The organism is Streptomyces sp. NPDC005303, assembly GCF_040607335.1.
In the GTDB taxonomy this organism is placed as follows: domain Bacteria; phylum Actinomycetota; class Actinomycetes; order Streptomycetales; family Streptomycetaceae; genus Streptomyces.
In genome coordinates, this window is the sequence record NZ_JBEXGM010000014.1 from 1 (window position 1) to 13,918 (window position 13,918).

Genomic DNA, 13,918 nt, shown 5'->3' on the forward strand with positions numbered 1-13,918 from the left:
GCCGCGATGTCGCCGCGATCGAGAAGGTGTCCGCCCGCAGCGGCCGGCGTCCGTTACCGAGCCCTGCTCAAGCAGCCGAGCCGCCGGACCGAGGACGGACACCCCCCACCCCGGCCCCGACCCACGACACACCCGCACGCGCTACACCCGTCCCCACCGGGGCCGCAGCTGCGCCGCAGGCATCCAGGGGCGCGGGGAACTGCGCAAAACGCCCGCCCCCACCGAACCCCAACCCGCCCAACCGCCGGAGGAACATGCCGAAGGGCCCGTACCCATGACTCCCCATGGGGTACGAGCCCTTCGAAGAAGAACGAAGAACGACGCTGTTGTTACCCGGCGCGTGCTTCAGCCAGTCGCGAGACGGACCATGTCCGCCTGCGGCCCCTTCTGACCCTGCGAGATCTCGAACTCGACCCGCTGGCCCTCTTCAAGGGTGCGGTAGCCGTCCATCTGAATCGCGCTGTAGTGGACGAAAACATCCGCACCACCGTCGACCGCGATGAAGCCGTACCCCTTCTCCGCGTTGAACCACTTGACGGTGCCCTGAGCCATGCCTAACTCCCCTATTACTGGCCCTTGCACGGATCCACACTTCATGGATCCGGGTCAGACCTCACCCCCCACATGGTTGGGGGCGTGCGCCGGAACGCGTCGACCGCGGCTGAATGTATCTGTCCAACTGCCGTCTGCAACAGGTCAATCGGACGAGAATTCTGGACGGAAGGGGTCCGGAATGTAGTGAGAATTCGCCCGAATTCGGGGCAAGTCGGGCCCCATAAAAGGAGCATAAGGCGCAAAGAACCCACACACTTTGGCTACTTCTCGTCGCATCCGAAGTCGGAACTCATATGCGTCCGGCATGCGGGAAGCAGCAGGTTCCCCAACTGTACCGTGCTCAACCATAGAGAATTGCCCCCTCCGCTTCTCTCGCGGAGAGGGCAATCAGATGAACACTCGGTAATTACTGTTACCGAAGGTAATGACCAGTCATACGGTCACCCGCCGGCGACCGCCGGGATGATGGAGACGCCGGCCCCGTCGGGCGTCGCCGTCTCCAGCCCCTGCTCGAACCGCACATCGTCGTCGTTCACGTACACATTCACGAACCGCCGCAGCTTGCCCTGGTCGTCGAGAACACGCGCGGCGATACCCGTGTGGTTCTTCTCCAGATCCGCGATGACCTCGGCGAGGGTCCCACCCTCGGCCTGCACCTCGGCCTGGCCACCGGTGTAGGTGCGCAGAATGGTGGGGATGCGGACGTTGACGCTCATGCGAGGCCAGCCTCTCGGAAAGAGTCCAGGTTCGGACGGATCGTGGCGGTGAGCCCGGTACCGGCCACCGCGTCCAGGGTCTTGAGACCGTCGCCGGTGTTCAGCACCACCGTGGTCTTCGTCGGGTCGAGGACGCCGTTCTCGATCAGCTTGCGGGTCACGCCCACGGTCACGCCACCCGCGGTCTCCGCGAAGATGCCCTCGGTCCGGGCCAGCAGCTTGATCGCGTCGACGATCTGCTCGTCGTCGACGTCCTCCACCGCCCCGCCGGTACGACGGGCGATGTCCAGCACGTACGGCCCGTCCGCCGGGTTGCCGATCGCCAGCGACTTGGCGATGGTGTTCGGCTTCTGCGGCCGGACCACGTCGTGGCCCGCCTTGTACGCCACCGACACCGGCGAGCACCCCTCCGCCTGCGCACCGAAGATCTTGTACGGCTTGTCCTCGACGAGCCCGAGCTTGATCAGCTCCTGCAGCCCCTTGTCGATCTTCGTGAGCTGCGAGCCGGAGGCGATCGGCACGACCAGCTGGTCGGGGAGCTGCCAGCCCAGCTGCTCGCAGATCTCGTACGCCAGGGTCTTGGACCCCTCCGCGTAGTACGGCCGCAGGTTGACGTTGACGAAGCCCCAGCCCTCGCCGGCCGGGTCGCCGATCAGCTCGGAGCAGAAGCGGTTCACGTCGTCGTAGTTGCCCTCGATGCCGACGAGCTCGCCGCCGTAGACCGCGGCCATGACGACCTTGCCCTGCTCCAGGTCGTGCGGGATGAACACGCACGAGCGGAAGCCGGCCCGGGCGGCGGCGGCGCCCACCGCACCGGCCAGGTTGCCGGTGGAGGAGCAGGAGAGGGTGGTGAAACCGAAGACGCGGGCGGCCTCGATGGCCTGGGCGACGACCCGGTCCTTGAAGGAGTGCGTCGGGTTGCCGGAGTCGTCCTTGACGAACAGCTTTCCGGCGTCGACGCCCAGCTCACGGGCGAGGTTGTCGGCCTTGACGAGCTTGGTCCAGCCGGGGTTGATGTTGGGCTTGTCCGCCACGTCCGCGGGGACGGGCAGCAGCGGGGCGTAGCGCCAGATGTTCGCGGGTCCCGCCTCGATGCGCTTGCGGAGCTCCTCGGTGTCATAGGCCGAGAAGTCGTACGCGATCTCGAGCGGGCCGAAACACTCCTCGCAGGCGAAGACCGGGCCGAGCGGGACGCGGTGGCCGCATTCGCGGCAGCTCAGCGCCGCGGCGGGACCCAGATCGACGGAGTTCGTGGTGCTTGCAACAGTCTGCGCAGCCATGGAGGCGAGGCCCTTTCCTCATCTTCCTCACGACGCACTTCGCCGTGAGACGGATTTGGCACCTTCCCTAATCGGGAGCCTCGCGGAGACGATCGTCAGCGATCGCTACGAGAACCGACTGGAGGGTTGCCGGGGCTTCATCGGGCCGTATCCCTCTGCCCCTCTGGATGAGCGGTATGAAGTTGTGAACGGCGGGCCCACCCAGGACATGCGATGGTCATCCGCGTTGTTCAAGACTGTAACCGACGACCAGGACAGTTGAGAGAGTCGTCCGAACCGCGAGATGGATCACCCGCAGATCACACGCAGAGGAGCCGCGCACTGTGCTGAACGAAGTCGAGCGCTGGCTGGCCACCCGTTCCTGGTCGGTGACCGATCGCCCGCTCCACCGGATCATGGCCGCGAAGCGGGGCTCGGGTCAGACCGTCAGTGTCGTCCTGCCCGCGCTCAACGAGGAGGAGACGGTCGGTGACATCGTCGCCGTGATCCGTCATGACCTCATGCAGCAGGTCCCGCTGGTCGACGAGATCGTCGTCGTCGACTCGGGATCGACCGACCGCACGTCCGAGGTCGCCGAGGCGGCCGGTGCGCGGGTCGTCCACCGTGACGACATCCTGCCGCGCCTACCCGCCGTGCCCGGCAAGGGCGAGGTCCTGTGGCGCTCCCTGCTCGCCACCACCGGGGACATCGTCTGCTTCATCGACGCCGACCTGAAGGAGTTCTCCTCGGACTTCGTCTCCGGCATCGTCGGCCCGCTGCTCACCGAACCCGGGGTCGACCTGGTCAAGGGCATGTACGACCGTCCCCTGGGCGGCGCCGCCGGGCAGGGCGGCCGGGTCACCGAGCTCATGGCGCGGCCGCTGCTGAACATGCACTGGCCGCAGCTGGCCGGTTTCGTGCAGCCGCTGGGCGGCGAGTACGCGGCCCGGCGCTCGCTGCTGGAGCAGCTGCCGTTCCCCGTCGGCTACGGCGTCGAGCTGGGCATGTTGGTCGACGCCCTGCACCTGGTGGGCCTGGACGCGCTCGCCCAGGTCGACGTCGGGGTGCGCAAGCACCGCCACCAGGACGGGCAGGCCCTGGGCCGGATGTCCGCCGCGATCTACCGCACCGCACAGCTGCGGCTGGCCCGCGGCCATATGATCCGCCCCTCCCTCACCCAGTTCGAGCGGGGCCGGGACGGCTTCGAGCCGCGTACGTACTCCGTGGACACGGAGGAGCGGCCGCCGATGACGGAGATTCCGGAGTACATGAAAAGAAGGGCTGCGTAGACCCACCAAGGGGCGCGGGACTGTATCGATCTGCGGCTCCGCCCCGTGGGCGCGACCAGCCCCCACGGGCCGCGGGCCGAAGACGCTACGGGAACGTTTGAGCGGTTGTACACCGGGCTAGGTTTCGAGGCATGGCTTCATCGCACAACGCCCAGGTGCTGGTCGCGTCCAACCGCGGCCCGGTCTCGTACGAGGTCCAGGAGGACGGTTCGCTGCACCCCAGACGGGGTGGCGGCGGACTGGTCTCGGGCCTTTCGGCGATCGGTCCGGAGGCGGGCGCGCTGTGGGTGTGCTCCGCGCTGTCCGACGGCGACCGCGAGGCGGTACGGCAGGGGGTCGGCGAGGACGGCGTCCGTATGCTCCCGATCCCGGCCGACGTGCACACGGACGCGTACAACGGCATCGCGAACTCGGTCCTCTGGTTCGTCCACCACCTCCTCTACCAGACCCCGCTGGAGCCGTCCTTCGACGCGGAGTTCCGGCGGCAGTGGGCGTCGTACGAGACGTACAACCGCGCCTTCGCCGAGGCGCTCGCCGAGGAGGCGGCCGAGGGGGCGGCGGTCCTGGTGCAGGACTACCACCTGTGCCTGGTGCCGGGGATGCTCCGCGAGCTCCGCCCCGACCTGCGCATCGCCCACTTCTCGCACACGCCGTGGGCGCCGGTGGACTACTTCCGGATGCTGCCCGACGACATCGCGTCCCAGCTGCTGCGCGGCATGCTGGGCGCCGACCGGCTCGGCTTCCTCACCCGCCGCTGGGCGGACGCCTTCACCGCCTGCTGCACGGAGTTCGCGGACGGGCTCGGGGAGACCCGGATCGGGGTGCACGGCCTTGGCGCGGACGCGGACTTCCTGCGCGCCCGCTCCCACCAGGCCGACGTGGAGGAGCGGATCGTCGCCCTGCGCGAGGAGATCGGTGCGGGCCGCAAGACGATCGTGCGGGTCGACCGCACCGAGCTGTCCAAGAACATCGTGCGCGGGCTGCTCTCCTACCGGCGGCTGCTGGAGTCGCGGCCGGAGTGGCGGGAGCGGGTCGTGCACGTGGCGTTCGCGTATCCGTCGCGGCAGGACCTGGCGGTGTACCGGGACTACACGGCCGAGGTGCAGCGGCTGGCGGACGAGATCAACGACACGTTCGGCACACCGGGCTGGACCCCGGTCCTGCTGAATCTGAAGGACGACTTCGCGCGCTCCCTCGCCGCGTACCGGCTGGCCGACGTGGCGCTGGTCAACCCCATCCGGGACGGCATGAACCTGGTCGCGAAGGAGGTGCCGGTGGTCTCCGACGAGGGGTGCGCGCTGGTGCTGTCGCGGGAGGCCGGGGCGTACGAGGAGCTGGGCGAGGACGCGATCGTGGTGAACCCGTACGACGTGGAGCAGACGGCGGCCGCCCTGCACGAGGCCCTGACGATGCCGCCCCACGAACGGGCCGAACGCGCGAAGCGGCTCGCCGCGGCGGCGACGGCACTCCCACCGGCCCAGTGGTTCCTGGACCAGCTGAACGCACTGAACGGGTGAGCATGAACCTTCCCACGCCCACCACCCCCGCCGGCCAGGAGGGCCTGCGCGCGCTCCTCGCCGAACCGCGCCGCGCGGTGATCGGCCTCGACTTCGACGGGACGCTGGCGCCGATCGTGGCGGACCCGGAGAAAGCGTTCGCCCACCCCGAGGCGGTGCCGGCGCTCGCGGCGCTCGCGCCGAAGGTGGCGTCCGTGGCGGTGATCACCGGCCGCCCGGCCGCGGTCGCGGTCCGCAACGGTGGTTTCGCGCAGGTCCCGGGCCTGGAGCACCTGACCGTGCTCGGCCACTACGGGGCGGAGCGCTGGGACGCGGCGACGGGTGAGGTCACGGCCCCCGCCCCGCACCCGGGTGTCGCGGCGGTCCGGGCCGAGCTGCCGGAGCTTCTGGCCGGGACGGGCGCGTGGCTGGAGGAGAAGGGCGGCCGGGCGGTGGCCGTCCACACCCGCAGGGCCGACGACCCCCAGTCCGCCTTCGAGGCCCTGCAGGGCCCCCTCGCCGACCTGGCCGCCCGCAACGGCCTGATCGTGGAACCGGGCCGTCTGGTCCTGGAGCTCCGCCCACCCGGCATGGACAAGGGCGTGGCCCTCCAGAAGCACGCCCGCGAGGTCTCCGCCCGGTCCGTGCTGTTCGCCGGCGACGACCTGGGTGACCTGCCCGCCTTCGCCGCGGTCGACGACCTCCGCGCCGCCGGCACCCCCGGCCTCCTGGTGTGCAGCGGCAGCGACGAGGTGACGGAACTCCGCAAGCGGGCCGACCTGGTGGTGGACGGCCCGGCCGGTGTGGTGGGCCTCCTGCGGGACCTGGCGGAGCGGCTCGGCTGACCCCTCAGCGCTCCGCCCGCCGGGCCTCCCGCACTCTGCGCAGCCGGTTCACCGTCACCGGGTCGAAGGCCAGCGCGCGCTGATCGTCCAGCAGGGCGTTGAGCAGCTGGTAGTAACGGACCGGTGCCAGGCCCAGTTCCTCGCGTATCGCCCGCTCCTTCGCGCCGGGCCCCGCGAAGGAGCGGCGCTCCAGCGCGAGGATGTCCCGCTCACGGCGGTCGAGTTCCGCATGCTCCATGCCCGGAACCGTAACGCCCGCCACCGACAGCGACTACTCCGCGTTCCGCGCGGTCAGCTGCAACGCGCGCAGCACCTCGGTGGGGTTTCCCTCGGAGCTCACCGCGGAGCCGATCCGCTTCTTCACGGCCGCGCTGACCGAGGCCCAGGACGTCTTGCCCACGGGGGGCAGCTCCGCGCTGGGCAGGGCGTCGAGGAAGGGCTTGAGGTCGGCGTCCCGGGAGTCACCGCTCATGACCTCGGACGCGGAGTTCGTCACCGGCAGCAGGTCGTACTCGCGGGAGAACGCGAGGACGTTCTTCTCGCTGTAGACGGAGTCGAGGAAGTCGCCCACCTGCTCGGCGTGCCCGTTCTGCCGGAAGGCCATCATCCAGTCGGCGACGCCCATGGAGTTCCTGGTCGGTCCGTCGGCGCCGGGCATCGGCACCATCCCGAACTTCACGCCCTTCTCTGCGGCGGTCTTCATCAGCGAGGGGTGCCCGTTGAGCATTCCGACGTCCCCGGCGGCGAACGCCGAGAACGCGGCGGCCCGGTTCAGGTTCTCGGGCGCGACGGGACCGGTCAGTCCCTTGCCGACGAGGTCGTCCTTGAGCCAGGTCAGTGTGGCGACGTTCTCCTCGGAGTCGATGCCGTACGTGCCGACGTCGTCGATGTATCCGCCGCCCCCGCTCAGCAGCCACTGCATGGTCTCGGCCTGCGCCTCCTCGGGTCCGAGCGGCAGCGCGTACGGGTACTTCACCCCGTCCGCCTTGAGGGTCTCGGCGTCGGCGGCCAGCTGCTTCCACGTCTTCGGCGGGGTGAGCCCGGCATCGGCGAAGAGGGTCTTGTTGTAGAAGAGCAGCCGGGTCGAGGCGGCGAACGGCATGCCGTACTGCATCCCGTCGATACGCCCCGCCGAGCCGAGCTGGGCGACGAAGTCGGCCTGCTCCCGGATCCCGATCAGCTCGTCGGCCTTGTACAGCAGCCCCTTGTCCGCGTAGTCGGCGTAGGCGCCGATCTGCGCCATGTCGGGCGCCTTGCCCGCGTCGACCATCTCCTTGACCTTGCGGTCGACGTCGGTCCACGAGTACACGCTGACGTCGACCTTCACGCCGGCGTGCTCGGCCTCGTACTCCTTGACGAGCTTGTCCCAGTACTTCTGGGAGCTGTTGGCCGAACTGTCGCCGTAGTCGGCGGCGACCAGCTTCAGCGTCACCTCGTCCGAGCCGCCGCCCAGCCCGCAGCCGCCCAGGACTGCCGTCATACCCAGTGCGGACACCGCCGCGATCGTTCCCGTCCTACGCCGCCGCACCGACAACCGCCCCAAACTCACGTTCGAAATCTTTCGAAAAGTCATACATATCTCAGAACTAAGGTCTACACCACGCGAGTGGACTAGACCTCTTGTGGGTCAACGGGTCACACTGTCCCCCGTGAGACATGTCATCGCCCTCGACGTGGGCGGCACCGGGATGAAGGCGGCCTTGGTCGGCGCGGACGGCGCACTCCTGCACCGGGCCCGCCGGGCGACCGGCCGCGAGCACGGACCGGACGCGGTCGTCGACGGCATCCTCGACTTCGCCGCCGAGCTGCGCGCGTACGGCACCGAGCACTTCGATGCCCCCGCGGCCGCGGCCGGCGTCGCCGTACCCGGCATCGTCGACGAGGGCCGGGGCATCGCGGCCTACGCCGCCAACCTGGGCTGGCGGGACGTCCCCCTGCGCCACCTGCTCGCCGAGCGCCTCGGCGGCGTCCCGGTCGCCCTCGGCCACGACGTCCGCACCGGCGGCCTCGCCGAGGGCCGCATCGGAGCCGGCCAGGGCACCGACCGCTTCCTCTTCGTCGCCCTGGGCACCGGCATCGCCGGCGCGATCGGCATCACGGGGCGGGTGGAGGCCGGCGCGCACGGCTTCGCGGGCGAGATCGGCCACATCGTCGTACGCCCGGACGGCACGCCCTGCCCGTGCGGCCAGCGGGGCTGCCTGGAGCGGTACGCCTCCGCCGCCGCGGTCAGCGAGGCCTGGGCCTCGGTCACCGGGAACCCGGACGCGGACGCGGCGGACTGTGCGAAGGCGGTCGAGGCCCAGGACCCGAAGGCCCGGGAGATCTGGCAGCACGCCGTGGACACCCTCGCCGACGGCCTGGTCACCGCCCTCACCCTCCTGGACCCCCGCACCCTGATCATCGGTGGCGGCCTGGCGGAGGCGGGGGAAACGTTGTTCACACCGCTGCGGGACGCGGTCCAAAGGCGCGTCACCTTCCAGAAGCTCCCGACGATCGTCCCCGCGGCACTGGGCGACACGGCGGGTTGCCTGGGCGCGGGCCTACTGGCCTGGGATCTCCTCAAAAAGACGGACAGTTCGGAGGTAACGCCCTGATGACAGCCCACCCACGGGCGCGGGACAGCGCTGAATCTGCGGCTACCGCCGCGCGGGCGCGACCAGCCACGACGAACCCGCACCCCGCAACGGGCCATACGCCCCTCGTCCTGTCCGGCGCAACGGTCGTCCTCCCCACGGGAACCGTCAATAACGGCCGAGTGATCGTCGACGGCACCCGAATCATCGGCGCCGCCCCGGAGAACGCCCAGGTCATCGACGTAACCGGACACTGGCTGGTCCCAGGTTTCGTCGACCTCCACAACCACGGCGGCGGCGGAGCCTCCTTCACCTCGGGCACGATCGAAGACGTGCTCAAGGGCATCGCCACACACCACAGCCACGGGACCACCACCCTCGTCGCCTCCACCGTCACCGGCGACATGGACTTCCTCGCCCAGCGAGCCGGTCTCCTGTCCGAACTCGCCGAACAGGGCGACATCGCCGGCGTCCACTTCGAGGGCCCGTTCATCTCCCCCTGCCGCAAGGGCGCGCACTCGGAGGGACTCCTGCGCGACCCGGACCCGGCGGAGGTCCGCAAGCTCATCGACGCGGCGCGCGGCCAGGCGAAGATGCTCACCCTCGCCACCGAGCTGCCCGGCGGCATCGAGTCGGTACGCCTCCTCGCCGAACACGGGGTCATCGCGGCGGTCGGGCACACGGACGCGACCTACGAGCAGACCGTCGAGGCCATCGAAGCGGGCGCCACCGTGGCGACCCACCTCTTCAACGCGATGCCGCCCCTCGGCCACCGCACCCCCGGTCCCATCACCGCCCTCCTGGAGGACGAGCGGATCACGGTCGAGCTGATCGACGACGGCACTCACCTCCACCCGGCCGCGCTGCAACTCGCGTTCCACCACGCGGGGTCGAAGCGGGTCGCCCTCATCACGGACGCCATGGACGCGGCGGGCTTCGGCGACGGCCGATACATGCTCGGCCCCCTGGAAGTGGAGGTCAGCGAGGGAGTCGCCCGCCTGGTCGAGGGCGGTTCGATCGCCGGCTCGACGCTCACCCTGGACCGCGCCTTCAAGCGGGCGGTGACCGTGGACCGGCTCCCGGTCGAGGACGTGGTCGCGGCGATCTCCGCCAACCCGGCCCGGCTGCTGGGCATGTCCGACCGGATCGGGTCGCTGGAGCCGGGCAAGGACGCCGACCTGGTCCTCCTCGACCATCAATTCGACCTCAAGGGCGTCATGCGCCGGGGAGAATGGGTGGTCGATCCCCAACTGGGCTGATCTGTCACGCTGTTGGGCCCGGTGGCATCCTGGGAGACTGGACGGGCACATTCTGTCTCTCGGGGGAGGTCGGCCCAGGTGATCCTCACGGTCACGCTGAACACCGCTCTCGACATCACCTATCGCGTACGGTCGCTGCGGCCGCACACCAGCCACCGGGTCTCCGACGTCACCGAACGCCCCGGCGGCAAGGGGCTGAACGTGGCCCGGGTGCTGGCCGCGCTCGGCCACGAGGTGACGGTCACCGGGTTCACGGGCGGTGCCACGGGCCGCACGGTCCAGGAGCGGCTCACCGCCGTACCGGGCCTGGTGGACGCGCTCGTCCCGGTCGGCGGGCCGACCCGGCGCACGATCGCCGTGGTGGACGCGGAGTCCGGCGACACCACACAGCTCAACGAACCGGGCCCGACGGTGACATCCGCGGAGTGGGCCGCCTTCCAGGAGGCGTACGAGGATCTCGTCCCGTCCGTCGCGGCGGTGGCCCTGTGCGGGAGTCTGCCACCGGGGGTGCCGGTGGGGGCGTACGCGGGCCTGATCCGCACGGCGAAGGCCGCCGGGGTCCCGGTCCTCCTCGACACCAGCGGAGAGGCGCTGCGCCGCGGGGTCGCCGCCCGCCCCGACATCGTCAAGCCGAACGCCGACGAACTGTTTGAACTGACCGGCTCCCACGAGCCGTTGCGCGCAACCCGGGACGCGCGACGCCGGGGCGCCCTCGCCGTCGTCGCCTCCCTGGGCAAGGAGGGCCTCCTCGCCGCGACGCCGGAGGGCCGCTGGCGCGCCACCCCGCCCACCACGGTCCACGGCAACCCGACGGGCGCCGGCGACTCGGCGGTGGCGGGGCTGCTGTCGGCCCTGGCGGAACAACTCCCGTGGCCGGACCGCCTGTCCCGCGCGGTCGCCCTGTCGGCGGCGACCGTACTGTCCCCGGTGGCCGGGGAGTTCGACCGAGCGGCCTACGAGGAGCTGTTGACGCGGGTCGCGGTGACGGGCGAGGTCAGCGCGGCCTGACTCCTAACGGTCGACGTTCTCCGTGACGGAGAACTGGTCGAGCAGGGCGTTGCACTGGTTGCCCTGCTGGCAGGACAGCTGAATCGTGTTGGTGCCCTTGGTCAGGGAGACCTGCGCCCAGGTCTCCTGCCACTCGTTCGCGGGGAGCCCACCGAAGTTCTTCATGTTCAGCGGCCGGGAGGAGGGCTTCCCGTTGACCGTCACCGTCGCGTTGGCGTCCTCGGCGGGGAGGCTGTAGCGGACGTACACCCGGTAGACGCCGGCCTTCTTGATGCCGTTGACCGTCCAGGTGACCGAGGCGCCGACCTGGTTGAAGCCCTGGACGTACACGCCCCCGTCGGCCTGGGCACCCTTCACGTCGGACGCGACGCCGGTGCCGCCCTCCAGCCGCATCGTCTTGACGTCGGCCTCCGGAAGGTCGGCCGCCTCCGACGCCGAGGTCGACGGACTCGGCTCCGAGCTCTGGGACGTGGTCGGGGTCGTCGCCGCCTGGTTGCCCTTGTCGCCCTTGTCGTCGTCGCCGCCCGCCATCGCGATGGCGATGCCGATGACCACCGCGGCGACCACCGCGATCGCGCCGATCAGCAGACCCTTGGTGTTGGGGCCACCGGAGCGGCCGCCACCGCTGTAGCCCGGCATGGGCTGCTGGCTGGTGGGGGCCCCGCCCGGGAGGGTCTCGGGGGCCTGGTAGTGGGCGCTGGGCTGGCCGTAGCCGGTCTGGCCCTGCTGCTGCGGGACCTGGCCGTACGGGCCGTTCGGCGCGGCCGGTGCCTGCTGCTGGCCGTACTGCCGCTGGCCGACCGAGCGTGTCCGGTTGACGGAGTTCGGATAGCCGTAGCCGTAGCCGCCGCCTGAGGGCGGCTGGGCGCCGTTGGCCTGGCCGTCGGCGTAGAGGTAGCCGAACGGGTCTTCGTCCTCTGGCGTGCTCGCGCCGTTGTTGCCGGACGTCATCCCTTGGTACTCCTCAACAGGTGCGGATCGGATGCGATACGTGGAGTCAGAATGGCGAGCCTACCCGCTCCTGATGGCCCAAACGGGTGACTCGGATCGCATCGGCTCGCTGACCTGGGGCTCAGCCCGCGCGTCTGTGTTGTTTGGGACGAGATCGTTTCTCGACGTACATCCGCTCGTCGGCCGACTTCAACACTTCGTCCGCGGTCATGCCGCAGTGCGCCCAGCCGATTCCGAAGCTGGCACCCACCCGCACGGCCCGTCCCTCGGCGCGGATCGGCTGGATGATCTCGTTGCGCAGGCGTACCGCGAGGTCGGCCGCGTCGGCCTTGCCGAGCCCGTCGGCGAGGATCACGAACTCGTCGCCGCCGAGCCGCGCCACGGTGTCGCCGTCGCGGACGCACTGGGACAGCCGCCGGGCGACCTCGATGAGCACCGCGTCACCCGCGTTGTGCCCGAACCGGTCGTTGATCGACTTGAAGCCGTCGAGGTCGCAGAAGAGCACCGCGAGCCCCTTGGAGCCGTCGTCGCGCTCCCCCTCGGGGGCGACGGTGTGCACATGGTGGTCGAAGGCGTCGTACGCCGCGGCACCGCCCTGCCGGAAGTCGAAACCGTGACCGCCCGCGTCGAAGGCCGGGTGGCCGAAGGCCGCGTCGACGGGCTCCAGGGCGCCGGTGTGGGTGGGGCGCTGGCAGAGCCGGGAGGACAGCCGCGAGCGCAGCTCGGCGGAGTTCGGCAGGCCGGTCAGCGAGTCGTGGGAGGCGCGGTGGGCGAGCTGGAGCTCGCGGCGCTTGCGCTCCTCGATGTCCTCGACGTGGGTGAGCAGGAAGCGCGGGCCGTCGGCCGCGTCGGCGACGACGGAGTTGCGCAGGGAGACCCAGACGTAGGTGCCGTCCCGGCGTCCGAGGCGGAGCTCGGCGCGTCCGCCCTCCGCCGAGGTGCGCAGCAGGGTGCCTATGTCCTCGGGGTGGACCAGGTCGGAGAAGGAATAGCGGCGCATCGCGGACGCGGGGCGGCCGAGGAGGCGGCACAGGGCGTCGTTGGTGCGCAGGATGCGGCCGTGCTGGTCGCCGCCCATCTCGGCGATGGCCATGCCGGAGGGGGCGTACTCGAAGGCCTGCCGAAAGCTCTCTTCGCTGGCCCTGAGGGCCTGCTGTTCCCTTTCGAGTCTGACCAGCGCGCGCTGCATGTTCGACCGCAGACGCGCGTTGCTGATCGCGATCGCGGCCTGGAAGGCGTACATCTGGAGCGCTTCGCGACCCCAGGCGCCCGGCCTGCGGCCGTTGCGCGGCCGGTCCACGGAGAGCACGCCGATCAGCTCGCCGCACTGACCGCCCTGTACGCCCGGCGTGTACATCGGCGCGAACAGCCGGTCGGAGGGGTGCCACTCGTCCTCGAAGCGGGGCGCGGGCCCGTCGGTGTACCACTGCGGGACGTCGTCGTCGTCGAGGACCCAGCCCTCGGTGTGCGGTATGAAGACCAGGTCGCCCCAGGTCTCTCCCATGCTCAGCCGGCGCTCCCAGGACTCGCGGGAGCCCACCCGGCCGGTGATCAGCGCCTCGGCGGCCTGGTTCCCGGAGAAGGCGGCGACCACGAGGTCGCCGTCGGGGCGCACGAGATTGACGCACGCCAGTTCGTAGCCGAGTGCGGTGACCACGCCGTTCGCGACGGTCTGCAGTGTGTCGGCCAGGCTGCGGGCCGTGTTCATGTCGGCCATGACCTGGTGCAGCTGTCGCAGGGACGCAAGGCGGACGTACGGCTCCGACTCGCTCTCCATTGCTCGCCCTCCCCCCGAGACCTCGCAGCGAATCAAGGGTTCTCTTCGGCGTATCGTCAGTGCGGTTCGTTGGTGCGGCTCGGTCGGTACTTCCCGCCACTGAATCACAGCGCGCTGCCCACTCGGTACACAGGGTCAACAATTAGCGCCCCTTGTGACTCAAGTCACAGCGAAAGATGAACAATTGAGT

13 protein-coding genes and 1 riboswitch are annotated in these 13,918 nt (G+C 70.3%); of the genes, 6 read left to right on the forward strand and 7 right to left on the reverse strand.

All coding sequences use genetic code 11. The features are described from left to right. Nucleotides 1–345 precede the first annotated feature (345 nt). The 3 genes from ABZT93_RS20645 to thrC form a co-directional block, all read right to left on the reverse strand. Nucleotides 346–552, reverse strand: a complete 207-nt coding sequence (locus tag ABZT93_RS20645) for a cold-shock protein (protein ID WP_007382895.1) — start codon at nucleotides 550–552, stop codon at nucleotides 346–348. Nucleotides 553–995: 443 nt separating this feature from the next. Beyond that, nucleotides 996–1,271 carry a MoaD/ThiS family protein gene (locus tag ABZT93_RS20650; RefSeq protein WP_020122860.1) on the reverse strand — a complete coding sequence of 92 codons (276 nt, stop codon included), beginning with the start codon at nucleotides 1,269–1,271 and terminating at the stop codon, nucleotides 996–998. After that, on the reverse strand, nucleotides 1,268–2,551 hold the full coding sequence (gene thrC, locus ABZT93_RS20655; RefSeq protein ID WP_356106340.1) for a threonine synthase: 1,284 nt from the start codon (nucleotides 2,549–2,551) through the stop codon (nucleotides 1,268–1,270). The genes ABZT93_RS20650 and thrC overlap by 4 nt, the downstream gene beginning before the upstream one ends. Before the next feature lie 15 nt (nucleotides 2,552–2,566). Beyond that, nucleotides 2,567–2,725: riboswitch (SAM riboswitch) on the reverse strand. A gap of 149 nt (nucleotides 2,726–2,874) precedes the next feature. On the opposite strand from thrC, the gene ABZT93_RS20660 reads away from it, so the two are divergent. The 3 genes from ABZT93_RS20660 to otsB all read left to right on the forward strand — a co-directional run bounded on the left by ABZT93_RS20660 (nucleotide 2,875) and on the right by otsB (nucleotide 6,160). Next, nucleotides 2,875–3,819 (forward strand): glucosyl-3-phosphoglycerate synthase, encoded by a 945-nt coding sequence (locus ABZT93_RS20660; RefSeq protein ID WP_356106342.1) that lies wholly within the window; start codon nucleotides 2,875–2,877, stop codon nucleotides 3,817–3,819. Nucleotides 3,820–3,950: 131 nt separating this feature from the next. Continuing rightward, the gene (locus ABZT93_RS20665) at nucleotides 3,951–5,336 is read left to right on the forward strand and encodes a trehalose-6-phosphate synthase (RefSeq protein ID WP_356106344.1); all 1,386 of its coding nucleotides are present in this window, start codon (nucleotides 3,951–3,953) and stop codon (nucleotides 5,334–5,336) included. A gap of 2 nt (nucleotides 5,337–5,338) precedes the next feature. Next, the gene (gene otsB, locus ABZT93_RS20670; protein ID WP_356106346.1) at nucleotides 5,339–6,160 is read left to right on the forward strand and encodes a trehalose-phosphatase; all 822 of its coding nucleotides are present in this window, start codon (nucleotides 5,339–5,341) and stop codon (nucleotides 6,158–6,160) included. A gap of 4 nt (nucleotides 6,161–6,164) precedes the next feature. Here the strand turns inward: otsB and ABZT93_RS20675 are convergent, their stop codons facing one another. Continuing rightward, entirely contained in the window at nucleotides 6,165–6,398 is a 234-nt protein-coding gene (locus ABZT93_RS20675; RefSeq protein WP_356106348.1) for a DUF3263 domain-containing protein, read from the reverse strand. A 33-nt stretch (nucleotides 6,399–6,431) separates the two neighbouring features. After that, nucleotides 6,432–7,640 (reverse strand): extracellular solute-binding protein, encoded by a 1,209-nt coding sequence (locus ABZT93_RS20680; protein ID WP_356106621.1) that lies wholly within the window; start codon nucleotides 7,638–7,640, stop codon nucleotides 6,432–6,434. Nucleotides 7,641–7,809: 169 nt separating this feature from the next. Here ABZT93_RS20680 and ABZT93_RS20685 point away from each other — a divergent pair, with 169 nt between their 5' ends. The 3 genes from ABZT93_RS20685 (at nucleotide 7,810) to ABZT93_RS20695 (ending at nucleotide 11,000) form a co-directional block, all read left to right on the forward strand. Continuing rightward, nucleotides 7,810–8,754: an ROK family protein gene (locus ABZT93_RS20685; protein WP_356106349.1), complete on the forward strand. Its 945-nt coding sequence runs from the start codon at nucleotides 7,810–7,812 to the stop codon at nucleotides 8,752–8,754. Continuing rightward, a complete protein-coding gene (gene nagA, locus ABZT93_RS20690; RefSeq protein ID WP_356106351.1) occupies nucleotides 8,754–9,992 on the forward strand; it encodes an N-acetylglucosamine-6-phosphate deacetylase in 1,239 nt (412 codons plus the stop codon). Before ABZT93_RS20685 ends, nagA begins: the two co-directional genes overlap by 1 nt. A 78-nt stretch (nucleotides 9,993–10,070) precedes the next feature. Then, on the forward strand, nucleotides 10,071–11,000 hold the full coding sequence (locus ABZT93_RS20695) for a 1-phosphofructokinase family hexose kinase (RefSeq protein WP_356106353.1): 930 nt from the start codon (nucleotides 10,071–10,073) through the stop codon (nucleotides 10,998–11,000). A gap of 3 nt (nucleotides 11,001–11,003) precedes the next feature. Here ABZT93_RS20695 and ABZT93_RS20700 read toward each other — a convergent pair whose 3' ends face one another. Both ABZT93_RS20700 and cdgB read right to left on the reverse strand, forming a co-directional pair. Beyond that, the gene (locus tag ABZT93_RS20700) at nucleotides 11,004–11,951 is read right to left on the reverse strand and encodes a carbohydrate-binding protein (RefSeq protein WP_356106355.1); all 948 of its coding nucleotides are present in this window, start codon (nucleotides 11,949–11,951) and stop codon (nucleotides 11,004–11,006) included. A gap of 121 nt (nucleotides 11,952–12,072) precedes the next feature. Then, a complete protein-coding gene (gene cdgB, locus ABZT93_RS20705; RefSeq protein ID WP_356106356.1) occupies nucleotides 12,073–13,728 on the reverse strand; it encodes a diguanylate cyclase CdgB in 1,656 nt (551 codons plus the stop codon). Nucleotides 13,729–13,918 lie beyond the last annotated feature (190 nt).